Source organism: Actinomycetota bacterium, from assembly GCA_030684515.1.
Taxonomy (GTDB): Bacteria; Actinomycetota; Actinomycetes; order S36-B12; family S36-B12; genus UBA11398.
The window spans coordinates 212435-236422 of the sequence record JAUXVJ010000009.1; the positions used below are offsets into that span (position 1 = coordinate 212435).

General features: G+C 60.2%; 21 protein-coding genes. 10 read left to right on the forward strand and 11 right to left on the reverse strand.

Translation table 11 applies throughout. From position 1 onward, the window contains the following. Positions 1–43: 43 nt before the first annotated feature. Positions 44–1996, forward strand: coding sequence for a hypothetical protein (locus Q8M73_02765; protein MDP2287473.1), 1953 nt, complete (start codon positions 44–46; stop codon positions 1994–1996). Positions 1997–2030: 34 nt separating this feature from the next. Here the strand turns inward: Q8M73_02765 and Q8M73_02770 are convergent, their stop codons facing one another. From Q8M73_02770 to Q8M73_02780, 3 genes are read right to left on the reverse strand one after another with little or no spacing between them, the layout of a single operon-like run. Continuing rightward, positions 2031–2954, reverse strand: coding sequence for an NAD-dependent epimerase/dehydratase family protein (locus tag Q8M73_02770; protein ID MDP2287474.1), 924 nt, complete (start codon positions 2952–2954; stop codon positions 2031–2033). Beyond that, positions 2951–3973: a glycosyltransferase gene (locus Q8M73_02775; GenBank protein MDP2287475.1), complete on the reverse strand. Its 1023-nt coding sequence runs from the start codon at positions 3971–3973 to the stop codon at positions 2951–2953. The genes Q8M73_02770 and Q8M73_02775 overlap by 4 nt, the downstream gene beginning before the upstream one ends. A 47-nt stretch (positions 3974–4020) precedes the next feature. Beyond that, positions 4021–4863 carry a glycosyltransferase gene (locus Q8M73_02780; protein ID MDP2287476.1) on the reverse strand — a complete coding sequence of 281 codons (843 nt, stop codon included), beginning with the start codon at positions 4861–4863 and terminating at the stop codon, positions 4021–4023. A 19-nt stretch (positions 4864–4882) separates the two neighbouring features. Here Q8M73_02780 and Q8M73_02785 point away from each other — a divergent pair, with 19 nt between their 5' ends. After that, on the forward strand, positions 4883–6343 hold the full coding sequence (locus Q8M73_02785; GenBank protein MDP2287477.1) for a hypothetical protein: 1461 nt from the start codon (positions 4883–4885) through the stop codon (positions 6341–6343). Here the strand turns inward: Q8M73_02785 and Q8M73_02790 are convergent. Further along, a complete protein-coding gene (locus tag Q8M73_02790) occupies positions 6330–8111 on the reverse strand; it encodes a hypothetical protein (protein ID MDP2287478.1) in 1782 nt (593 codons plus the stop codon). The two genes, Q8M73_02785 and Q8M73_02790, sit on opposite strands and share 14 nt — an antisense overlap. A gap of 41 nt (positions 8112–8152) precedes the next feature. On the opposite strand from Q8M73_02790, the gene Q8M73_02795 reads away from it, so the two are divergent. After that, entirely contained in the window at positions 8153–9391 is a 1239-nt protein-coding gene (locus tag Q8M73_02795) for a glycosyltransferase (GenBank protein MDP2287479.1), read from the forward strand. Here Q8M73_02795 and Q8M73_02800 read toward each other — a convergent pair. From Q8M73_02800 to Q8M73_02810, 3 genes are read right to left on the reverse strand one after another with little or no spacing between them, the layout of a single operon-like run. Then, positions 9376–11154, reverse strand: a complete 1779-nt coding sequence (locus tag Q8M73_02800; protein MDP2287480.1) for a hypothetical protein — start codon at positions 11152–11154, stop codon at positions 9376–9378. The two genes, Q8M73_02795 and Q8M73_02800, sit on opposite strands and share 16 nt — an antisense overlap. Beyond that, entirely contained in the window at positions 11151–12845 is a 1695-nt protein-coding gene (locus Q8M73_02805) for a hypothetical protein (GenBank protein ID MDP2287481.1), read from the reverse strand. The genes Q8M73_02800 and Q8M73_02805 overlap by 4 nt, the downstream gene beginning before the upstream one ends. A 12-nt stretch (positions 12846–12857) precedes the next feature. Further along, on the reverse strand, positions 12858–13457 hold the full coding sequence (locus Q8M73_02810) for a hypothetical protein (protein MDP2287482.1): 600 nt from the start codon (positions 13455–13457) through the stop codon (positions 12858–12860). A gap of 18 nt (positions 13458–13475) precedes the next feature. Between Q8M73_02810 and Q8M73_02815 the strand changes: the two genes are divergently transcribed. Genes Q8M73_02815 through Q8M73_02825 form a run of 3 tightly spaced genes read left to right on the forward strand, consistent with a single transcriptional unit; the run spans position 13476 to position 16636 of the window. Continuing rightward, complete coding sequence (locus tag Q8M73_02815; protein MDP2287483.1) at positions 13476–14855, forward strand: FAD-binding oxidoreductase; 1380 nt, start codon at positions 13476–13478, stop codon at positions 14853–14855. Positions 14856–14871: 16 nt separating this feature from the next. Further along, a complete protein-coding gene (locus Q8M73_02820) occupies positions 14872–15681 on the forward strand; it encodes a glycerophosphodiester phosphodiesterase family protein (GenBank protein ID MDP2287484.1) in 810 nt (269 codons plus the stop codon). 10 nt (positions 15682–15691) lie between these two features. After that, on the forward strand, positions 15692–16636 hold the full coding sequence (locus tag Q8M73_02825; protein ID MDP2287485.1) for a DUF5926 family protein: 945 nt from the start codon (positions 15692–15694) through the stop codon (positions 16634–16636). Here the strand turns inward: Q8M73_02825 and Q8M73_02830 are convergent, their stop codons facing one another. Beyond that, entirely contained in the window at positions 16637–17938 is a 1302-nt protein-coding gene (locus tag Q8M73_02830) for a hypothetical protein (protein MDP2287486.1), read from the reverse strand. Between the two features lie 72 nt (positions 17939–18010). Between Q8M73_02830 and Q8M73_02835 the strand changes: the two genes are divergently transcribed. Genes Q8M73_02835 through rfbD form a run of 4 tightly spaced genes read left to right on the forward strand, consistent with a single transcriptional unit; the run spans position 18011 to position 21261 of the window. Then, on the forward strand, positions 18011–18502 hold the full coding sequence (locus Q8M73_02835; GenBank protein ID MDP2287487.1) for a DUF4446 family protein: 492 nt from the start codon (positions 18011–18013) through the stop codon (positions 18500–18502). Continuing rightward, on the forward strand, positions 18499–19422 hold the full coding sequence (gene pheA, locus Q8M73_02840) for a prephenate dehydratase (protein MDP2287488.1): 924 nt from the start codon (positions 18499–18501) through the stop codon (positions 19420–19422). The genes Q8M73_02835 and pheA overlap by 4 nt, the downstream gene beginning before the upstream one ends. Before the next feature lies 1 nt (position 19423). Next, positions 19424–20404 (forward strand): dTDP-glucose 4,6-dehydratase, encoded by a 981-nt coding sequence (rfbB, locus tag Q8M73_02845; protein MDP2287489.1) that lies wholly within the window; start codon positions 19424–19426, stop codon positions 20402–20404. Further along, the gene (gene rfbD, locus Q8M73_02850) at positions 20404–21261 is read left to right on the forward strand and encodes a dTDP-4-dehydrorhamnose reductase (GenBank protein MDP2287490.1); all 858 of its coding nucleotides are present in this window, start codon (positions 20404–20406) and stop codon (positions 21259–21261) included. The genes rfbB and rfbD overlap by 1 nt, the downstream gene beginning before the upstream one ends. On the opposite strand, the gene Q8M73_02855 is transcribed toward rfbD, so the two are convergent. The 3 genes from Q8M73_02855 to Q8M73_02865 are packed head-to-tail and all read right to left on the reverse strand — an operon-like array spanning position 21251 to position 23932. Continuing rightward, positions 21251–22096, reverse strand: coding sequence for an HAD family hydrolase (locus tag Q8M73_02855; protein MDP2287491.1), 846 nt, complete (start codon positions 22094–22096; stop codon positions 21251–21253). The two genes, rfbD and Q8M73_02855, sit on opposite strands and share 11 nt — an antisense overlap. A 12-nt stretch (positions 22097–22108) precedes the next feature. Further along, complete coding sequence (gene serS / locus Q8M73_02860; protein MDP2287492.1) at positions 22109–23425, reverse strand: serine--tRNA ligase; 1317 nt, start codon at positions 23423–23425, stop codon at positions 22109–22111. Between the two features lie 27 nt (positions 23426–23452). Beyond that, positions 23453–23932 carry a bacterial proteasome activator family protein gene (locus tag Q8M73_02865; protein ID MDP2287493.1) on the reverse strand — a complete coding sequence of 160 codons (480 nt, stop codon included), beginning with the start codon at positions 23930–23932 and terminating at the stop codon, positions 23453–23455. Positions 23933–23988: the final 56 nt, after the last annotated feature.

Consider the following 23988-nt stretch of genomic DNA (forward strand, 5'->3'; position numbering starts at 1 on the left):
GAGCATCCGTGCCTCAAGCATCGTCATAGGAGAGGATCGTTCAGTGGACCTCGCCTTTCTCCTTGGATATCTGCTGCTCGCAGGTCTCGCGTTCTATTGGGGGCGTAGCACCGCGTGGTGGGTCATCTCCATTGTGGCGAGCATCTCGGTGGCCGGGGGAATCGAGAATCTGGTCATCAGCTTCGACGTCCACTGGACGCGAATCTCGCTGCAGTTGCTGCTGCTCGTGGCGCTGGCCGTGCCCGCAGGCCTGGCTTGGCTTCGACGCGGATCGTCGTCGTGGGACCTGAAGCGGCAGGCACTTGCGGTGTTTGCTCCAACGGCGGTTCTGCTCGTCTTTGTCGTCATCTTGACGACTCGCTGGACAGCAGGTGCGGCTTTCGAGCGTCCAGTCAGTTTCCTCATCGGTCACTCCGTCGCCGAGGACAACGCGAAATGGCTGGACTTCACATCGCAACTGGCCAGTGGCCATGAAATCGTGCAGGCCATCCCGATGGGTGGCCCGCTGGCGCTGGTCATGGTGTTCGTGGCCACCCTCATGGGTGTCGTGTCGTGGATTCTGCTGGGCGGATACAACGAAGTTGCGGTAGCGGCAAACACGGTAGTGATGGGTCAGTACTTCCTCGTGATCATCGCGCCGCTCGCCCTGGCGCCCTTGGTCGAAGCCCGCTTGCGTCGCAGGGGTGATGATCGACGTATCCCGGCGCCATTCATCTGGCTCTCTGCAATCATCGTCGCGGCAGGCAATCTCGTTGCCATCGGCTATGGCCACCTGACATTCCAGTTCGTCGTACTCGTGGCAGTCCTGTGGGCAGCAGCCTTCCTTGCAGACATCGACTTGCGCCGGGCTCGCTTGCTCACCTCGATCGCAATCGTCATTGCCGTCACCGTGTGGTTCCCCCTCAACGCCTTGTCGGCCTTGGTGCTGATCGCATGTGTTGGCGTCGTTGGTGACCGACTTGTGCGACGTCGTGAGTTCGACTGGGTAGCAATTGCTCTGGTCGTCGTCACCGCGATCTGCGTGTGGGAGCCGATCTGGAGCTCCATCTCATATGTGCTTGCTTCAACGCCCACGGCATCAGGACCGGCCGGCGGTGGCGCGCTTGGCGTGGTTGCCGGAGTGGTGTTTGCCGGACTGTCCGACTCAACTCTCTTCGCCGCCGGCGGTGGCACAGACCAGACTGGTCCGATCCTCGCAATCGTCGCTGTCACCGCTCTTATCGGCGCTGTTGCATACATCGGCGGATGGACGCTCAATGCTGCCCGCTCGGTCTACCTGCGTCTGGCTCCGCTTGCGCTCCTCATCGGCATGGCGCTTGCCATCACCTTCCTGGATGCGTGGGCAACTGGAGGTGGACCGCACTACGGCGCAATGAAGTTCACCTTCATGGCGTCACTTGTCGTTGCTGCCACTTGCCTTCCTGTCGCGCTGCTTGTATTGGCACCAAAGGGTTATCGCGGCATCGCGCCATTGCAATGGGTTGCGCTGGTCGTCGTCTTCTTCCTGCTCTCGATTGACACCTTGCTGCCGCGCGCGCTCGCCGAGGCCCGTCCGCAGGCGTGGTCGCCAGCAATTCCATTCGACAACGCGAGCTCGTACTGGTACCCGGCCGAAGTGAACGGCACCGGTACCCAGCCGATCGCCACCAATCCAGTCGCCTGTGTGTACCTGCCACAGGGGGCAGGCGCGCCCTCTGCGCTCACGCCCACGCGCATCTCTGATCCGCAACGCGTCTACTCCTGCTCGCGACTGCTGGCTGGTCTGGCAGCGAGCGATGCCGGCGCCCAGCCCATTGTCGACTGGCTTCGGCGGGAGTGGTTCACGAACACTGAGGCATGGAGTGACGTCTATGACTCGCTCGCCGGCATGCCCGCGTCTGTGCTCGCCAAGCCGGTGATCCTGCTTGACGAGGGATCCAACGTGATCGGCCTGGACAGCATGAGTGCGCTGCTCGCGCGTTACCCGCGGACTGCTTCGATCAACACGGGCCAGTAGCCGCAGTACCTGCTGGCCACAACTGCTACCAAGGCTAAAGCGAACTGGCGTCGCGCTGGTGTCGCTCGAGCACGTCCAGATGCACTCGCTTCGCGCCTGCGACCAGTGGCGTTCGTACGAGTGCGCGAGTGCTTGCGGCATCCGTCGGAATGAGTCGCAAATCGCGTGATTGTGCTGATGCACTCGCATGTGCGCCGTAGGCAACGGGAATGCGGGTGCGAGTGACGTCCTGCATCGTTGAGATGACGTGCCCCAATGAGACGGACTGGCCGGCAGCGATCACCACCTTCACTGGCGTTCCATCCATTTCGGAGGAGCGTGCCAACCACATGCAGATCATGGCCGCGGCATCATCGACGTAGAGGTAGTCACGCAAGGTGTCCAGTGAGACGAACATCGTGATGGGAACTCGGGTGACTGATGCCAATGCCAGGCGGGAGATCAGTCCCTGCAGTTTGGTGAGGTCCTGCCCTGGGCCATAGAGATTCGAGACGCGACCGATGATGACCTGACACATGTCGCCCAGAGTGTCGATGGCCGTGTGTTCTTGATCGAGTTTGAGTGTGCCGTAGGTGCCCAAGGGAATCGGATCGGTGCGGTCATCAAATGGCGGGGCAGCAGAGCCGCCGTAGACCCCGCCTGCTGACGAGGTGAGGAAGAAGGTGCCGCGGTCGGCTGGAAGTTCGGCTTGCACTGCCTGGACGAATGCGGTGAAGACTCTCAGTTCGCTCGCGGTTTGCTCAGCGGAGCTCGATGTCGTGGCCTGCCCGGCCGCCCACACAATCGCCCACGGTGAGTCGCCTACCTCGCGGGCGAAGTCACTGACCTGTCCTTGAAGAGTCGTGATCGCTTCAGCAGGGTCCTGCCATGGCACAGATGCCGGTCGGTAGCTTGAGCCAAGTGTGCGCACAAGGGCGCTGCCGAGCAGGCCGCCGGCACCGAGTACCCAGGTGATCACGTCGCGTCGCGCGACCTGTCGACGGCCGGATCAAAAGTTTCGGCCGGATCGCGGACGACCACATACAGAGGCTTTCCCAGGCTCATGTTCGTGGCGGCGCCGACGTATTGCGCGACGATGCCAAGGCTCAGCAGGATCGCACCGCCAATCACCATCAACCCGACGAACACGCTTGCCCAGCCCGTGACTGGGACCGCGCCGGAGAAGCGCTGGACGAGCACGTACACGCTCACCAGTCCGCCCACCAGCACAAAGAAGATCCCGAGCCAACTGACGAAGACCAAAGGCTTGGTGCCGCTGGAGATCACGAGGCGTCCGAAGTGTGAGAACAGCCGCCGGTAGTTGTAGTTCTCGGCAGTTCGACCCTCTTGCCTGGCCGTGACCGGGCAGGTGGTGACATCGGCGACCACCCAGCTCAGCGCGACATCCAGATAGACGCCATTGCCGGTGTACGCGGCAACGGAGCGACCGATTTCGCCAAGCACCAGTCGGTAGCTGCTGAAATCAGCGAACTTGGAATCCGCGAGCACATTGGTGAACAGCCGCTTGGCCGTCTTGGAGCCCAGGTTGCGCAGAGCACTGTGTGGCGGCGGATTAATGGGGGAGCCATAGACCAATTGCGCGCCATGGGTGTAAGCCGAATCCAGCAGGTCGGCAATGTATGCAGGATCGTGCTGGCCATCTTCATCAAGGGTGACGATCCAGTCGCCGCCAGAAGAGGTCATGCCCGCAAGAGTTGCCGCGTGTTGTCCGAAGTTGCGGGACAGCCAGATGGGCTTGATCCAGTCGTAGGTATTCGCCAGTTCACGGATGACAGCATCGCTTCGACCTGGGCCTCGGTCCCAGACGAGCAGTACCTCGCTGATGCGGAAGCTTCGTCCGGCTTTGGTGCGCTGCTCTGACATGAGCGGAGCGAATTCGGCGATGAGTGCCGGCAGTGTGTCCTCGCCGCGGTAGACCGGAATGACCACGCTGACGTTTAGGTGCAGGGCTTGCGCATCCTGTATCCCTTGGCTCACGCGGTGAGTCTAGGCGAACACACGCCCAGCGAGCCTGACCTGCATGCTCACGTTGATTTCAAGCCGCCCTTCAAGCGCAGCCAGCCATAGGCAGCCCGACGCAGGGCGGTCTGCGCGCGCGCGCTTCGACGGGCTTTGCGCATCTCGCGCTGGTTTGGACTCGGGTGAGCCTGGGCCGCGTATTGCGACTGCCACTGGTGGAATTGCGCAAGTTGCTGCTTGGCCAATCGGGTCGACCAGGAGCTGGTGCTGACCCGGAAGGATCCGATTGACTCCAGCCGCACCAGGACATCGCCCTGGGGAGCCACCCGCTGATAGCAGTCAAGGTCGAGCACAAGAGGGTTCGCGTCACTCCACGGCATGGCCGCAAGGACTGCCTCACGCCGAAAGAGCACAGCGAGCGGCTCGCCAATCACGTTTGTTCCCTGCCGAAAGCAGGTGCGAATGACGTGCTCACCGGGGTGCAGCCCGGCAGGCAGCCCGGAACAACCGCGTTTGGGATACAGCAGTGCGCCTTTCGCGTCGACGATGTCACGCTGCGCGATCGCCATGACTGCTGAAGGATGGTTGTCAAGATCGGTCACCTGCTTGGCCACAGCGTCCGGAGCCAGGAGATCGTCCTGGCAGACCAGTTTGATGTATGCGCCGGTGCCCGCTTGGGTGGCCAGAGTCCAATTGTCGCCGGCGCTTGGACGACCCTGCTGTTCGATGATGCGTATGCGTGGATCAGTCAGCGAGCGAAGAAAGTCCAAGGATCCATCGCTGCCGCCCCCCTCGCTGAAGACGAACTCCAGATTCGGGTAGGTCTGCGCGAGCAATGATTGGGTCAGTGCCGCCAGATGCGGCATTCCGTTATAGACGGGAACGACGACCGAGACAAGAGCAGGCACGCGGTTAGTATCGCGGGCTATGAGCAGGACATCGGCAATCAGGGTGATCTGGTGGCTGGCAGGCCTGGTGTTCGCACTCAATGTGCTGGCAATTGTCCAAGTCCTCCGTACAGCTTCTGATCCCTCGAACACTTCTGCACCGAACTATGTGCCTACTGCTCTGACTGCCTTAGCGGTATTCATTGCGATCTTCGGCAGCGCAGCGCTCATCAAGAGATTTGATCTCGAGGTCAGCAAGGCATTGGCATGGCTGGTGGGCGCGGTGTCACTCGGATTTGCCTTGGTTCCGTGGCTTTTCCTGACCTTCGGCAACCCCGACACAGCTGGGCTCTTGTATCGCGGCTTGCGCATCCCGCAGGGAACAGAACGGTTCTGGGATCTGGCCTTGGTAATGCGCAGCATTGACTGCAGTGCGGTCGGGGTCGACGTCTTCGCTGAGAACAACGGCTGTCTGCAGGATCCGGCAATCTACGGCCCGGGAATGCTGTGGCTGCAGCATGTGCCGTTCGGCATCTTCTCCTTCAGTCACGTTCTGGTGCTCGGCGTTCTGATGATGGTCATCTCCTCGGCGGCCTTGCTCTGGCTGGCTCGCCATTCGGGTGGCATCGGACAGGTGGTGTTGCTGCTTGCAGCCTTGGGGGCGCCTTGGCTGTTGCTGCTTGAGCGCGGCAATGTCGATGTCGTGCTCATCTGGGTCGCAGTGCTGGGCGTGATCATCGTGCGGCGATGGCCTTCCTTGATCAGCTGGTCGGTGCTGGCCGCGCTGATCTGGCTCATGGGAACTTGGAAGTACTACCCCTTCGCCATGGGTCTGATGCTGGTGCCGCTGCTCTGGATTCGGCGGGGCTGGATTGTCTTGGCTGCCTGGGTGATCGCGGCAGGTGGATTCGTGCTGCTCACGTGGACGAATTTCAGATTCAGCACCCAGTCCAATGCCAACATGACTGATGTCGGCGACTTCGTCGTCCTAGGTCGGGTGCCTGTCGTGGCGCGCATGCTGCATGCGGAATTTCCCACCCACGGCGCGCAAACGGGGGATGTATTGATCGTGCTGTTGGCGCTCGCAGCGCTGGCTTGGGGGGCGGTGATCGGCCTGGGCCTGGTACGCCGATCCGGCAGCGTGGGTGTCCACCTGCCAATGCTCGCTGCGGCAGGCAGTGCAGTGTTCCTGGCAAGTGTGCTTGTCGCAGGTTTTGGCTATGCCTACAAAGCCGCCTTCTTGTTGTTGTGCGTCCCGCTCCTTGCGAGCCTGGTCAACAAGCTTGGGCGCCAGTACGTCTTTGCTGGAATCGCGATGCTCGCGCTCGTTGGCGTGTGTTCAATCGTCGTATGGAACACGCTGCTGGCCAGCCTTGCCGGCATCACCGCGGCGTCCTTTGCGCTGGGGCTGAGCCTCTTGCTCATGTTGTGGCGGTCCAGCGATGACACCGATCTGCGGCCAATGACTCCAGTGCCGCTTGGCGCGACTACCGCGGATTGACCTGCCACAGCAGCAAGTTCTGCGGGCCCGAAGCTGATTCGTAATTGCGTGCACCGGCGAGGGTGATCCGATTGTCCTTGGGGAAGTTCCAGTCTTCCTCGCATGCCGAATCTGTGACGGCCCAGCGCACCTTGGCATCACGCAAGGCTTCCGGATCCTCTTGGTGTCGACCGGCGAGATCACGGAAGGTGATGTACAGCTTCTCGTTTGCTGGCCAGGCCAAGCCGAGGTTGTAGTAGGCCACTGGCTTCTTGGTGACCAGTTTGAAGATCTGTGGATCAATGCATCGACTGCTCAGCATGATGCCGTCGGTTGTGCTGGTGAGTGCGGCCAAGGCCTGTGCGCGGGCACCATCGAGTTCGGTGATTCCCTGGTCATGCGCGAACTTCCAGAAGCCACGAAAGTCCTGCAGGCCGATCGCCCAGACAAGGATCGTCAAGGTGGCAGCGACAGCGAACACGACGCGATGCTCCTTGTTCCATCTGCGTAGTTGGGTCAGGCTCCATGCGAGCGGGATCATCAGGATTAGGGAGCTGAGGATGGCGAACTGCACCCACGACCTGTACGGCTCCTGATTGAAGCCCCAGAGGTCATTGGCAGGCATGATCACAAAGCCCAGACCCAGTGCGATGGTCATGGCGCTCAAGGTGGCCTGGCGACTGCGCCATAGGCCAAGCGAGACGGTGATGAACAGCAGGATCCAGGCAGTTGAGGCAACAAGCGTGGCTGGCTCAACTATGCCAAGCCCCTGGCTGGATGCCTCCCGATAGGACAGGAAGGGATCCTTGTTGAGCACTCCCAGTGCGGTGTGAACGACTTCGGGGCTGGCAGCCAGAGCCATGATGACGAGCGCCGGAATCGCGACGGCTTTGGCTCGCAGTGCTGCCGGGATCAGCACGGGTGACATTGCAAGGAGCAGCAGTACGAGCAGTGGCAGTGGTCCAGTAATGCTTGCGATCGCCTTGCCGAAGACAAGGACGGTCATACCGAGAGCGATCGTCAGGTAGGCGCGCGCGTGCGAAGGGTGTCGAGTCAGATCCCGCGCGGTCACGAAAATGGCAATCACCAAGGTGATCGAAAAGAACGTGTACGTCTGGATATTCGCGAGCAGCCCTACAAGGAGTGCTGCAGTCAGTATCTCCGCCCGTGGTGTCCTGTGCGGATGCGATTGATCCTGCTTGTACAAAGCATCGACGAGTAGCGCCAATGTGATGGCACCGATGCAGATCCCGGCGACCTCACCGTTGAGTGTGAAGATCGAGGCGTAGGGGGCCCACAGAACTGCGTGGTGTTGCAGCGCGGTGTACCAGTAGTCGGTTGTCTGGATTGCCAGCGTGCCCGTGAGCAACGCAAGAGCCGGGAGGATCGGCACCCAGGCTCGCTGGCTGATGCGCGCAGCAACGATGCCCACGGTGAGGACTGCCCCGCTGAGTATTGCCAGACCCAGCACAGTCCACACCAACCACACGGGCAGATGAGTTGCCCAGGACGCCAGGCCGATGACGTAGTACCAAAGGCTTGGGTAGTGCGAGACGCCCGTCTGGGTCAATGGCTCGACGAAGGAAAGGTCTCCTTGCGAGACATTTGTGGCGATGGCGGCGTAGGAGAGTTGGTCAGTCGCGAAGTAGTTTCGCATCCCAGACCACCACTGAGAGCCGATCAAGGGCCCAATTGCCATGGCCAGAGTCAGGAGTTCGGCAGCGACGAGAGAGATGATGAAGGCTGGCCTGCGTTGCAGCGGGTGTTGTGTGGTCGCCTCAGTGCTCATGCTGCGGCAATTCTAAGTTCAGCTCTCGCTAGCGTTGCACCATGAATTCTGTGGGCCCGACCACCCTTCGGGGGCGGCTGGGTTCGCTTGCCTCGCACGTGTTGCCGAACCTTGATGAGCGGGCTTGGCGTCGCGCCCGTCGCCAGCAAGTGGCGCAGCTTCGCAGTGCCGGGGCTGGCATTCCCGAAGCGCTATGGCGGGAACTGGACTCTGTTCAGCGCCCTGCGGCCGCATTGCCACCACATCTGGTCGTGGTGCCAAATGATGGGCCGTCACGTGAAACCTGGCGTCCTGCAGGTGGCAACTTCTTCTATGAGATTCAGCAGGCCGCTCGCGAATTCCTGCCGGAGACCCCAGTCACGATCTTTGCCATCGAGGTCGGCGAGCCGGCATCCTCATGGCACCCGCGGCTGGCCAAGTTCCTCGTGGAAGTTGATGCAACGCACCTGATCGCCCAGGTCGAGGCGGATCCTGAACGAGCCAGTGCGTGGACATGGGATGTGCTGTGGGCGGATCTGTCCGCTCATTGGGACGGGGTCCTGCTCGGACTGGTCTTTGACTCAGCCTTCCGGATGATCACCCTGCAGAGCAGGGAGCTTGCGCGGATCTCCTCCCGCTTCCTTCTTGTCGATATCTGCATGCCGATGGACGGCGTGCTGCAGCGTGGGCGCGTTGAGGTCGGACCCGTGAACATGCCCGTCTCAAATGAATCGCTGGCGGTGATCGATGAGCGCACGGCTGCCCTGCCGAAGATCTACGACGTCTCCTTCATAGGAGCGCTGTATCCCAATCGGGTGGCGTTGATCGAGCGGATTCGAGAGTTCGGCGTGAATATTGCAGTCAATCCGCACCGATCCGACCAGGCTGCAGACTTCGCCGCGAGCCGAAGCAATCAACCGACATATGCCGACTACATGCAGGCATTGGCGCAAAGCCGAATGACGATCAACTTCTCCGAATCAAGTGCAGGCGACGCGCAGCAGTTGAAAACCCGGATCTTGGAGGCAACCGCGATGGGCTGCTTCGTGCTGACTGACGATGTCGATCGCACAGCGCGCTTCTGGGAAACCACTGACTACGGCTACTTCAAGAATGCCCAGGAACTGCCGGCTCTGATTGCCGCCCTCCTCAATGATCGTCCAGCTCTTGAAGCAGCAGCGTCCAGGAGCAAGGCTCGAGCACGTGAGATCAACGACTCCAGCTTCTGGGGAGGAATTCAGGCCGGCCTGGCAGCGCGCGGCCTGCCACCTCTAGAGCGGGCGCACTACTTGATGCGGTAGAGCTGCCATCGCTCGTCGAGGCCGGTTGCCACCGGTTTGCCGAACAAGGTCTTCAGTTCGTCTGTGATCACTTCAGGCTGGTTGAAGCCCCGGGTGTCCACGTGCACTGCGCAGAAGCCCTTCTCCTTGAGCTCTTGAACCTGGAAGCCACTGACGCCGGCCGTGAAGTCCAGTTGCCAATTGCTCGCTGAGGTATCGCGCATCGCGCCGTATGAGAAGTCCTTGTCCTTGTTGGTGAGTCCGACGAGGAAGTGGTCGTAGTCATTCAGATTTGGCTCGGCTATCCCGTTCTCTGGATAGATCATGATCGGCAATTGGAAGACGCCGCAACGTTCAGGAATTGCCTTGTTCACGGCCGCGGCGTACTTGACCCCGTGGTCAACGATGGAGCGCCCGCCGCGTGCGACATCGTCGTAGAGGCCCTTCCAGGGAACGATGCTGTCAACAATCGTGATCATGACGATCACGGCCGCAATGCTGAATGTCACCAGGGACTTGCGGGTCCAATTGGCACCGGCGATCGCAGCCGCTGCACCCAGGATGAACAACAGCAGCATCAGCGGGAGCAGCCGGTTCCAATCCCGAATCTGGGTGATCAGGAAGTTTGCGATGAGAAAGTTCAGACTCCAAGGTCCAAAGACCAGCACCATCAGCATCAACAGGTAGCCAACGAAGGAAATGCTCGGGCGCACAGCGTCATCGACAGGCGTCCAAGTGTTCAATGCTCGGCGACGGAAGTACCTCACGAGTCCAAAGATGAACACGAGCAGACAGGCACTGGTGATCCAGGTCCCGTAGTTCGTCAGGAGGTTCTGTTCTTCGGTTGGAGCCTCGGCGAACATCGTTCCGATGAGGTTGTTGTACCCACCAAGGAGTGGGTTGTACGGAGCCGGCAGAACGCTGATCGCCAGATCGCCGCCGTACTTCACCGTGTCCATCGGATCGCGCTGCCCCAGATTGACGACTTCGGGATTGGATGCACGGGCCAAGATCGACGGCAACAGCCCGATGATCGCGACTAATACCAGCGAGATGAGTGGCACCGCACCCAGCACCAGTTTCTTCATTCGATCGCCCTGGGCCACCCGCCACAGAAGTGCTGCGACCAGCATCATTCCGGTGAAGAAGGAGAAGTAGACCGCGCTCCACGCGGCGAGTACGACAAGCAGTGCGATGAGTGCGAAATACCAGCGGCGTCGTCGTTTGTCCTCGCAGGTGAGCCACAATTGCAAGCGCCCAGATCCAACGAGCAGCGCCAGGATCACGCCAGCGACGGCACCATACAAAGTGGCCAGGTACAGGTGGCCAAGGGCGCGTCCCCAGTGCCAGGGGATGAAGGTGAAAGCGACGCCGAGTGCGATGGCCAGCGGGCCACGCAAGCCCATGAGACGAATCGCGCAGTACGCCATGACTGCCACGATCGGGAAAGTCAGAATCAGCAGCAGGTTGATGCCAATGAACGGCTGGCCAGTGATCATGGTGACGATCTGCGCGAAGGTGTTCTGGGTGATGTCCAGGCCGGGGAAGTAGTTCAAGTTCATGCCGTAGGGGAAGCCGTAGTGAGTGTCTACTGCGTAATGCCACCAGTTCCAGGTCTCGGCATTGATGTAGGTAGCGGTCATATCGCCACCGCTCCAAGGAACGTTGATGTCCTTCAGGTTTGGCCCGAAGACGATCAGCGAGCACAGGAAGCTGATCACTGCCGTCGCGGTGACTTCGATGGTCGTCTGAGCGCGGGAACTCACACTGGTGAGTCGATTCATGCTTGTGTCCAGTTGAGTCGAGTCAGACAGACATTGAAGTACGCGATCTGCTCAACCGGCCAGGAGAATTGGCTGCAGGTGGGCGATGACGCCTGTGCATCTGTGGGTATTCCCCGCATGAAAGTTGAAATCCCGTCCATTGAGTTTCCGTACATTGCGATCACGCTTGGTCGAATTGAGTTGAGTCGGGCCAGATCATCTGCATTGAGCTCAGCGAACAATCCGATGCGATTGGGGCCCCACAGTTGCATACCTGCGACAACATAGAGCTCGCGATCGCCATTGACCCAATCGCCATCTACCCACGTGAGGATGGTGTCATCGCGGCTTGTGCTGGCTAGCACCCACTCCTGTGCGTGAACGGCGTTGTGCATCTTGTCTGCGATCGAATTGTCATTGAAAGCCCAGCTATAAGGGCTGAGGTAGTACAGGCCGAGTGAGGGGCGTGAATTCTGCAGGATCTGACCGCCGATCAGCACAATGGCAAGTGCAAGCACAGCCGAGTGCACGGCGAATCTCTGCGGGCTCAGCGCGATGAGGGCAATGGCTGCGGCCACCAGCAGCACAGCCAGCAGTTGTCCCTTGTGGAGGCCGATGGCTCCGGGCCAGTGGCCGACGGCGAATATCGCAGCAACCGAAATGCCGGCAAGCACCATCGCCGAGATTGACCATCGGGCTGGCTCCTGGCTGGCAGCTGGGGTTGTGACAGCCGCGATGCCCAGCGCAAGTGCGATGAGGGCCGGGGGCCAGAGCATGGCTTGGTAGAGCGGAGCTTCCAGTGCTATCCCGCCCATGAGCGGCGAGAAGACAAACATGAAGGCCGCGCTGCTGGCGCTGATCGCAAATCCAAGTTGCGCAGCGGGAGATTGACGCCTCATCAACCAGATGGCGAAAGTGAGGATCACAATCGCAAACGGAACGAGCATGGAGATGTCTTGAAGCCAGATGGGTTCCTTGCTGGCAAAGTCGCTGAGTTTGATTCCCTGGGCGTCCAGGTAGGCCGAGAACCAGTTCAGCTCGGGATACAGGACTTTTCCGATACCGAGGAAGAAGACAAAGGTCACGAGGGTCGCGATGGCGGTGAAGAGCAGATCGCGCATGCGCACCGCGCGACGTTGAATGCGAATGACCAGCCACACCACCCCGGCGAGGAGTACTCCAGGGGGGTTCACCATCACGAGCCAACCCATGAGCGCTCCGGCGAGAATTGCGGACCTTCTGCTGTCAAACATCGCAGCGGCAATCAGTGCGCTCGTGCCGGCCAGTACGGCCCCAGTCACGTATGGATTGGCGAGATAGCTCAGCGGGACCGTGCTCAGGCTGATAGCGGCGGTCAAGACTGTCGCGGTCAGCGTGCTGGTGAACTTTCTGACGGCGACGTAGGCGCCCGCGACGAATATGGCGAGCAGGAACCAATGCCACAAGGCCATGCCCGGCCAGATCCCGAACACTGTTGTCAGCGCATGAGTGGGCGCAATCTGGCCTAGGCGAGTCCAGAAGTAGGAGTTGTCGTAGGCCCGGTCGCTGACCTCACTGCCGAAGATTCCCAGTGATGCGTAGAAGGAGGAGTCGGGCGTGTCCAGCCCGGCCCAACGTTGGGCGGTGAGGACGAGAGTCAGCCAGATGGCCCCGGCGCAGGCGAGGTCAGCCCAGTACGCGACCAGCCATCTTCGGCCAGAAGCAAGCAGCACGCCGAATGCTGCTTAGCGGGCGTAACTGACAGTGAGCTCACCGGTAGCGAACACCACAGACGGACTGAAGGTGTTCGTGTGAAGTTTGAGGTTCATGTAGTCGGCTACCTCTTGGCTTGCGATCTTCAGATCCATCCCAGTGAAACTTGAATTGACGCTGTAGATCGTGGGCAGGGATCGCACGCTTGCAATGTTGGAGATTGTAAAGAGCCGCTTGTTTGTCTTGTCGGGCATGACGCAATCCACCACACGTACAAGCGTGTCGACGGCTGGGTTCAGGCAGTTGATGAAGTCACCGGTCTTGGTGTTCGTGATCCGAATCGAGCCACCAGTGAAGATGGCCGTTTTCTCACGCGCAACGACTGGGAAGTCTGCTATTGCCTGAGTCCCATTGATCTTGGTGACGTAGGTAGCGGGTGCGGCCCCTGAGACCTTGATGTTGTTGTACGCCCACGTGGTCAGGATGCCTGGACCCGTGGTGAAGGTGAAGGCGCCAGTGGCAGGTGAGGCAGAGCTCGTGGTGTCAGCAGCGAAAGCAGGGGGCAGGATCAGGGCGGTTCCCAGCACAGCCGACAGTGCGACGGCCGTGCTGAAGATTGCTTTGATTCCCATGTCGGCAAGGATAACCCTGTGAACCAAACTTCACGTCCTGTCGCTGCTGGGCTGCTCACGGGGATGCGCGCGATCGTGGGCGCTGAGCACCTGCTCGTTGAGTCTGATCAGCGCGCTTCGTACTGCACCGACTGGACCAGGCTCTATTCGGGCGAATGCTTGGCCGTGGTGCGCCCGGCTTCCGTCAGTGAGGTCTCCTCTTTGCTGTCGCTGTTGCACGAATTCCAACAGCCGGTGCTCGTGCAGGGCGGCAATACCAGTCTGGTGGGTGGGGCTGTCCCAGGGGAGTCCCAAGCCAAGCCACCGGTCATCTTGTCGACCCTGCGCTTGCGTCAGGTCGATCCAGTCGATCAGCTCACGGGGCAGCTGACGGCCCAGTCCGGTGCCCTGTTGAGTTCGGTGCAGCAAGCGGCTCGGGCAGCCGGATGGATGTATGGCGTGGACTTGGCGGCCCGCGACTCTGCAACTATCGGTGGGACGATAGCTACGAATGCAGGTGGTACCCAGGTTGTGGCCTATGGGATGACTCGATCACAGATTCTGGGTATCCAGGCGGTGCTCGCCGATGGCACGGTGATCACCCACCTGACCGGACTTCTGAAGGACAATACCGGCTTTGATCTGGGCGCGCTGCTGTGTGGATCAGAAGGCACCTTGGCGGTCATCACGGCTGTGCGACTGCGTCTGCACCGACCGCATCGGCGTACCTCGTTGGCAATGGTGGGGTGCAGTTCGTACGACTCTGCCCTGGCATTGATGTCGAAGGCTCGACAGTCCAGCGAGCTCATCGCTGCGGAGTCGATTGATTCGACGGGGATGGACCTCGCAGCTAGCGCACTGGGACTGGCTTCGCCCTTGGCCCGGCAGTGGCCAGTTGTGGCCGTGATTGAGGTGGCAGATGGCGGTGACGCATCGGGGCTCCCGCTCACCGCTGATCATGATGCGGCCATTGCTATGAACCCCGCCGACCAGGCACGACTGTGGGCCTATCGAGAGCGGCAGGCCGAGGCCTACGCGAGCTTGGGTTTGGTGCACAAACTCGACATCTCGGTGCCACTGGGTCTCATGCAGACAGTGCTGGCCGAACTCGGTGATCTCATGGCGGCCGAGCCGAAGGTGACCTGTTTTGGTTTCTTTGGCCACCTTGCCGATGGCAATGTTCACGTTGAATTCATCGGGCCCGGCAATGCAGATCTGAGTCTGCAGGATTCCATCCTCGAACGAGTGGCTGCCTACGGAGGATCAATCTCCGCGGAGCACGGCATTGGGCGTCTGAAGACGCAGTACCTGCACCTGTCGAGATCGGCGCCGGAGATCCACGTGATGAGGGCGATCAAGGATGCGTGGGATCCTCAGGGACTGCTCAACCCCGGTGTCCTGTTCAGCGATCCCGCCTGACTCATGAAAGGCTGAGATGGTGGGCTCGGATTCGCAATCGCGGAATCGGCCCCTTGTCATCGCCCATCGTGGCTCGCATGAATTCGAACCTGAGCACAGCCTTGCCGCCTATTTGCGTGCCGTCGATGAGAAGGCCGATGGCATTGAATGCGATGTTCGCCTCACCACCGACGGCACATTGGTCTGTATGCACGACCGCCGAATCGATCGCACGAGCAATGGTGACGGAACAGTTTCTGCGATGCGCCTGCATGATCTATTGAAGTACGACTTCAGCGAGCCCGGACTGGATTTGGCATCGGTCACGCCGGCTCTTGATGAGCGCCGAACTGTGCTCACACTTCGCGTTCTGCTTGCCGCGATGCTGGATTCGTCTTCGACCATGAGCTTCTCGATTGAGACCAAGCATCCGACAAGGTTTGGCAGATACGTTGAACTAGAGTTGGTCGAAGAGCTCCGCTACTTCGGCCTGATTCGATCAGCGGAGAAAGACGCGCGAGTGCGGGTGATGTCCTTCAGCGCCTCGGCGATCCAGAGAGTGGCCGCACTGGAGCCGAGCGTTCCCACGGTCCATTTGATGCGCAGCATTCCTCCCTGGCGCCGGGCTGGTGCCTTGGCCGGGTCCGCTCGCATTGCTGGCATCTCGGTGGATGCCCTCCTGAAACGGCCTGAATTCGTGTCTGCGGTGCATGCATCGCATGGACAAGTGCACGTCTGGACAGTCAACGACCCCGAGCAAGTAGTGCAGTGTCTGGAACTCGGAGTCGACGCGATCATCAGCGATCGACCTGGGATGGTGCGTGAGCAGATGGGCCAGCATCCCTAAGGTTCGCACCATGGCAAAGAAGAAGGCTCCGGTCCCTACCTCAGCGACACTCGATGAAGACGGAGCAATTCCGGTAGTCGGAATGCGTGAGCCCTGCCCGTGTGGTTCCGGCAGGCGCTACAAGGCCTGCCATGGTCGTACTGTTGCCTCGGTTGATTCGACTCGACCATTTGAAGGATTCGCCTCAGAGGCCGACATCGTGGTGCTGCGCGAACTCGTGCCCTCGGCCACCGTTGCGCTGACACTTCGCGATTCGGACCGCAAGGTCACTCTTGCAACGGTGCTGCCGATGGCACATCCGGGCCTGGTGCGAGCCGATGGCGAGATCCTGCTGGGCTTGCAGGTCAATACGAGCACCGGCAATGCCAGCCGTGACTTGGCCCTGGCCCTGCACACTGCGCTGGATGCCGAGCCCAGCTCGACGGTGGGTCCATCACGTGATGCCGCCAGCCCGCTTCGCTTGCAGCAACTCGTGGAGACAGACCAAGCGCTTGAAATCGACGTCCACTCGAATTTCGACTACTGGGTCGACGCCGAGGAAATCACTGATGAGGTCAAGGCGTCATTGGAGGCGGCAAGTGCGCATGCCAATCCCACGCAACGCCTGACCTCTGTCGAATCTGCATACTGGACGCAGATGGGCGAGAAGGAGCACTTGCGCTGGGGCATGCTCGTCGCAGAAGAGCCCCTGCTCAATGCCCTTGCTCGGCTCCAGGCCGCTGGTGAGAGCTCACTTGGCGAGGGAACAACGCTGGTGGGCATGTTTCGAGCTCAGGGGATCATCATTCCGGTCTGGGATCTGCCGCTGGGGTTTGGCGCTGCGGCAACTGAGGCGCCAGCGGCAGCATTCCTGGCGCGGCTGAACTCTGCCCTGGACTCCAATGCGCCGCTGACGGACACTGAGCGCCGGGCACGCGCCTTGTTGATCACCAAGCAGGTCACACTGCGGGATTAGTCAGTCAGACAGTCGCGAGCGCATCTCAACTGCTGAGGCCGGATAGATGATCTCGGTTCTGCGCCACCGTGGCCCGCTCCATGGGGCGGGCGCGACATCGAGTTTGCGCGCCATGCCGTACGCCGGGAACTCGTACTCCTTGCGAATATCGCGAAACATCGCCCAGGCCTCATCCATGTCGCGATCAATCTGCATGCCCGCCTCGCGCATCATCGCCACGGCCTTGTCGAACTGATCGCGAGTCAACGTTGAACTGCGTTGCCGATCCAGCCCAAGCTGCAAAGCATGCACACGAGAGATGGCAAAACTGCTGTCCGCAGCAGAAGCCGCGTGCACCGCACGCAAGTTGTCGTTCCATGCCGGTAGATGTGAGTGTATGCGCGGCATCGGATTCTTGGGAGCGATGTAGTTGCCGACGATCGGGATGCGGTGGCGGCCCTTTTTCGGTGCGCCGAGCACGAGGTAAAGAGTCTCGAATGCCTGAGAGCCTTGCAATAGCAGGCGATAGGCATCGTGCCGAGCATCGGACTTCGTCAGTGAGACCTTCAATGCAGCTGCATCGAGCATCGCAAGCAGTGCCACGACGTAGTGCCGATTGGCTCGCGAGCCACGCACGTACATCAGGGTTGGGTAGGTCATATGGGTGAGTCGCAGGCGCGCTGCCCACTCCGCCCATTCGGAGAAATGTCGGGAGGACTCGTCGGCCGTACCGGCCAGAGCTGTCCGGGCCAGGAACTCCGGACCCCACGTTGGCTCGCCCCCAATGGTGCTGATGGTGGTGACGAGTACTTCGCGCTCAAGGTAGGTCTGAAAGATTGTGGGGAGATAGCCGATCAGCATCGCAATGATGACCGGGCCAGTTGTTGCCGCGACGAAGTCGATGATCGTCTGGTCTTCTGTTGTTCCGCCGGCAAAACCAAGGGTGAGCAGACTGGAGCCGGATTGGCGTATGGCTTGGGAGAAATCCATGCCGCTGACGCCGTATATGAGCATCGCGTAACCGAAGAGGAATCCGATCAGCCAGGTCAGCAGCATCATCAGAATCATGACCGGCCCTGTCCACGCCAGCACTTGATCACGGCCCCGATAGGTACGTCGCAACGCTGAAATACCCCGAGTGGTCCACCAGACCACCCACATCACGAAGCCGCTGAGAGATGAGCGCAAGGGTCGAGGCACGATGACCGTGCGCAACAGGCTGACCATTGTGATGACCACGACGAACAGCCCGAGGATGAAGATTCCGGTGCGTGAGGCCAGGTCAGAGAACGGCAGTGGCTCGTTGGCCAGCACGGTGAGCACGAATGCGAGTCTAGGGCGAAGCGCTGCGATACTGCCGGTCTACGAGGCTTGTTCAGGCCGTAGGCTCTTGCGGTGATCATCGACACGAGTGCGCTCAGCGTTCTCGTGATTGTTTCCCTGTTAATCGGCATGAGCGGGGTCGCTGTCGGCGTCTTTGCCATGGTGCGCCTCTCGCACCTGCATCGGTCATATGCGCTGTTGGAAGCTGCGGAAGGCCGTGAGAATTTTGTCGACGTTGTCGCGCGCACCATCGAGGAATTTCACGTGCTGCGGGACGAGGTCGGCGATCTGGATCTGAGTCTGGCGCAGACCCGCCGCGAGCTTGCACAGGCGCTGCGCCACGTGTCTGTCGTGCGGTACGACGCTTTTGGCGATCTTGGCGGTCGATTCTCATTCTCGGCCGCAATGCTCGATGACTCAGGTGACGGGCTGGTGTTGACCTCGATTCATGGCCGCTCCGAAACTCGTACCTACCTCAAGGGACTGAGTGGCGGCATTGCCGACATTGAGCTCTCACCTGAAGAGAATGAGGCACTGAAGTTGGCAAAGAGGAGTGGTTCATGACGCGCATCGCATTTCTGGGACCGCGAGGAACCTTCGCCGAGGCCGCTCTTCGCCGACTTGATGCAGCAGCCGATGCTGAACTTGTGCCGGCTGCATCAGTGCATGCAGCCTTGGATCTGGCTCGCTCCGGCGCAGTTGACATGGCATTGGTGCCGATGGAGAACTCCGTTGAAGGCTCGGTACCGCTCACCCTGGACGAATTGTCGTCCTCGAGCACTGGGCTGGTCATCATCGATGAAGTGGTGCTGCCGGTAACGATGACTTTGGTAGCGCCTGCAGGCATGGGTCTGGCAGACATCACGCGGATCGCCACCCACCCGCATGCGCACGCGCAGGTCCGCGGTTGGCTGGATGCCAATCTGCCAGGGATAGTGGTACTGCCCGCGCTCTCCACCGCAGGTGCGGCAGCGGGGCTCAACGATCTTCCACGTATGTACGACGCGGCCATCGCACCTGCGATCACAGCGGAGATCTACGGACTCGACATTCTCGCGAGCAATATTGGCGATACCGAGGATGCCCACACTCGATTCGTTCTTGTGCAGCGACCTGGCGTCGTCCCAGAGCCGACGGGAGCCGACAAGACCACGCTGGCCCTCTACATCCATCAGGATCAGCCTGGCGCACTGCTCGCAATCCTTACGGAGTTTGCAGTGCGCGGGGTCAACATGACCCGAATTGAATCGCGACCCACGCGGAAGGCTCTTGGTGACTACTACTTCAGCGTTGACGTCGAAGGACATGTCTCTGATGCCCGCGTTGCCGAAGCAATGATGGGCCTGCATCGCGTGTGTCTGGACGTCCGCTACCTCGGCTCATACCCACGGCATGACGGACGTGAGCCGGTCTTGCGCGTTGGGGTAACTGATGCAGACTTCGCCGAAGCGCAGGATTGGCTGCGCAAGTTGAAAGGGATCTGACATGCGCTATTTCGTCACTGGTGCTGCCGGATTCATCGGCTCGCATTTTGTCCGCGAGCTGCTCAAGGGCAGTTATGGCCCCGATGTCACAGGGGTAACGGTCTACGACAAACTCACCTATGCCGGTAATCTGGAGAACCTTGCCTCCGTGGCGGACGATCCTCGGTACTCATTCGTGCAAGGTGACATCTGCGATGGCGACTTGTTGGATTCCGTTCTCCCCGGTCACGACATCGTGGTGAACTTCGCGGCCGAGACGCACGTTGATCGTTCCATTCACGGCCCACAGGCATTCCTTGTCACCAATGTTGTGGGCGCCCAGACCTTGTTTGATGCCTGCCTTCGTCACGAGATCGCTCGCACAGTGCACATCGGCACGGACGAGGTGTACGGATCAATTGACAGCGGCTCGTGGACTGAACGCGAGCCCTTGCTGCCCAACTCCCCTTATTCAGCTGCAAAAGCTGCCGCCGAAATGCTGGTCCGGGCCTACCACGTGACCTATGGCTTGAACATTTCTTCGACCCGCTGCTCGAACAATTACGGGCCATTTCAGTTTCCTGAGAAAGTCATTCCGCTCTTTGTCACGAATTTGATAGATGGCGGCAAGGTGCCCCTGTACGGCGATGGCTTGAATGTGCGCGATTGGCTGCACGTGGATGACCACTGCCGTGGCATTGCGATCACCATCGACAAAGGTGAGCCTGGTCAGAGTTACAACATAGGCGGTGGACTCGAACTGAGCAATCGCGAACTGACCGAACAAGTCCTTGCAGCCCTGGGTGCCGACTGGTCAAGTGTGCAGCAGGTTGAAGATCGCAAGGGGCACGATCGACGCTACTCAGTTGATGATTCGCGCATTCGTGCTCTTGGCTACACGCCGCAGCACAAGTTCGAAGATGGGCTTGCCGAGACAGTTGCGTGGTATCGCGCGAACGAAGCCTGGTGGCGCCCGCTGAAGTCAAAAGCAGCGATCAAGTAATGCGCGTACTTGTCACTGGCTCAAAGGGCCAGCTGGGTTCGGAGCTCGTCCGCATCCTTGGTGAGCGCGGCACCATCGTGATGGGGGTCGATCGCCCGGGTATCGACATTACGCAGGCTGGCTCCATTGCGACTGCATTCGGATTGTTCGAACCAACAGTGGTCATCAATTGCGCTGCATGGACAGCGGTCGACGATGCCGAAACAAATGAAGAGGCTGCACTACTGGCGAACGGAGTGGGCCCTGAACTGCTGGCTCAAGCGTGCGCGACATCAGGCGCTTGGATGCTGCAGGTCTCCACCGACTATGTGTTTGCTGGTGACGCTTCAGAGCCCTACGCAGAGTGGGCGCCTACCTACCCGCTCACGGCCTATGGGCGAACCAAACTGGCGGGGGAGCACGCGGTCAAGGCTGTGCTGCCGGACTCACACTGGATCGTGCGCACAGCATGGCTGTATGGGCTCAATGGCAACAATTTTGCGCGGACCATGCTCAAACTTGAGAAAGAACGCGACACCGTTGCCGTCGTGACGGATCAGATTGGCCAGCCGACCTATGCGCGCGATCTCGCGCATCAGTTGATTGCGCTCATCGACACGCATCCTGCCGCCGGAACCTTTCACGGCACAAATGCTGGAGCTGACAGCTGGTTTGCATTTGCCCAGGCTGTGTTTCAGGGGGCGGGCGCAGATCCGCTTCGCGTACTTCCGACCGATTCAGCAGCCTTCGTGCGCCCCGCTCCGCGCCCTGCGTACTCGGTGCTCGGGCATGATGCTTGGGCTGAAGTGGGTTTGGAGCCGATGCGCGATTGGCGAGAGGCCTTGCAAGCTGCTTTTGAAGACGGGCTCAGCGCTTAGCCGCTACGACCGCTTCCAGCACTTCGGCAACGCCGTCGCTGGCTTCAGCATTGGTCACCGCATTGGCGTAGCTCTTGACCTCGTCAGAGGCTGATCCCATCGCAACACCAAGACCAGCCCATTCGAGCATGCGAAGGTCATTGCCGCCATCACCAATGGTGATGGTGCGAGCTGGATCAAGGTCAAGACGGCGGCACAAGGACTCCAGCATCGATGCCTTGCTGACCTCAAGGGGACCGACATCCAGCCATGCGACTTTCGCGATGCCGAACTGCACCTCGTGCAGATCGAGCTCGGCCACAAGATGGCCCAAGCCCTCTTCCATGTGCTCCTCGCTGCGAATGACCAGACGCACTGCCGCGATCTCGCGGATGTCCTCAAGTGGCATCTCGCGCACAGCCATGCCCAAGGGACCGCCACGAAAGGCGACATTGGTATTCATGACTCCCCAGGCATCTTCAACGGTGAAGATCGCACCTGGAAGCAGCGGGATCATGCGATCAAGAAATGGCGCCGGATCGAAAGTGCGTGCTTCGATGATGGCCTCGGGAGTTGCCGTGGCAAGGATCGAACCGTTTGAGCACACCATCCACCCGTCCATGCGGGCAGCCCGGGCGATCGGAGTAGTCGTAGAAAGAGAACGGCCGGTTGCCAGCACGACGCGAACCCCAGCTGATTCGCAATCGGCGATCGCTTGGATCACGCGATTGCGCACGACCCCGTCAGCGGGGACCAGGGTGCCATCCACGTCGATGCCAATGAGCTGAGGAAATTCGATCGATTCCAGAGCGGTCGGGTCGAAGTGCACGAGCGGTGGTGATTGCGAAAGTGACATGGTCCTGCGATATTACGCGCGTGGAGTGAACGAAGTCTGTCCACCAAGGAAAGCTTGCAAGGCTTTGGGGATTCGCACAGAGCCGTCGGCCTGTTGATGATTCTCGAGCAGCGCCACAATGATGCGCGGCATTGCGCATAAGGTCCCATTCAGCGTTGCCACGGGGCGTTGAATCTTGCCATCGCGCATCCGGATCTTCAGCCGGCGTGCTTGAAATTCAGTGGTGTTTGAGGTGCTGGTGACTTCGCGATATGTACCCTGCGTTGGGATCCAAGCCTCGATGTCGAATTTCCGGGTAGCGCTGGAACCAAGGTCTCCGGTGGCAACGTCAATGACCCGGTATGGAAGCTCCAAGGCATCAATGAACTCCCGTTCCCACGCCAGCAGGCGAGCATGCTCGGCCTCGGCGTCCTCTGGTGTGGTGAACACGAACATCTCGACCTTGTCGAACTGATGCACACGGATGATGCCGCGAGTGTCCTTGCCATAGGAGCCAGCCTCACGACGGAAGCAACTGCTCCAACCGGCGTAGCGCAAAGGCAACTGTGCTTGATCAAGAATCTCGTCGGAGTGATAGGCCGCAAGCGGTACTTCACTTGTGCCCACTAGGTAGAGGTCGTCTTGTTCTAGTCGATAGACGTTCTCTGCAGCTTGACCGAGAAAGCCGGTGCCCTCCATCGCCTCGGGCAGAACGATTGCTGGCGTGATCATGGGGATGAAGCCGTGACTCACGGCTTGTTGCATCGCAAGGTTCAGCAGTGCGAACTCCAGCAGAGCACCTTGACCTTTGAGGTAGAAGAAGCGCGAACCGGAAACCTTGGCACCACGAACAGTGTCGATCGCATCAAGGCTCTCACCCAGATCGAGGTGGTCCTTGGGTGCAAAGCCCTCGCTGGCAAAGTCGCGCGGCTGGCCGACGAGTTCGAGCACCTTGAAGTCTGCTTCACCACCAACTGGTGAGTCCAAGTTGACCAGGTTGCTGATCTGCAACCACAGGGAGTCCGCTCGCGCGCCTGCCGCGTCGGATTCAAGATCGGCCGCCTTGACCTCGTCGGCCAAGGCAGATGCCTGCACCATGAGTTGATCGATCTCTGCTTGGAGGCCTGCGCGACCGGCATCAGACGCCTTCTTCAGCGCCCCTTGGAGGGGACCCATCTGCTTGCCAAGTGTCTTCTGCTGATTGCGCAATTCATCGAAACGCTGTTGGGCGGCTCGCTTGGCTTCGTCAGCGGCGATGAGCTGATCAACGAGCTCGACGTCCTCGCCACGCCGGCGCTGTGACTCGCGAATGCGATCTGGATCAGTGCGCAGGATGGTCGGATCAATCACGGCAAGACCCTAGTCGGAGCTGCGCAATTACAGATATTGACCTGCGCTGGAACTGCCACCAGGACCGGGTGGCAACTGGCCCTGGGCCATGGCCTGTCGTCGCATCTCCTCGAACTGGGCCTTGGCTGTCATCTGCTGGGCGTAGAGAGCGGCCTGAATCCCATGGAAGAGCCCTTCCAGCCAGCCCACCAACTGGGCTTGGGCGATGCGCAGTTCAGATTCGCTGGGGGCAGGGTCATTGAACGGCTGACTGAGTCGCTCAAGTTCTTCCACCAGCTCCGGGGCCAGGGCGTCCTCGAGTTCCTTGATCGATTGAAGATGGATCTGACGCAGACGCACGCGGGCTGACTCATCCAGCGGCGCGCTCTTCACCTCATCGAGCAGCTGCTTGATCATCGATCCGATACGCATGACCTTGGCAGGGGACTGCACGAGCGATTCAACTTCTGTGTCTTGATTGTCATCCGTAGAGTCGATCGGCTCGCCATTTGGACCAACAATGGTCATCGCAAGCACGGCAGCATCGCTGTTATCAGATTGCTCAGGGGAGATCGACATTGGGC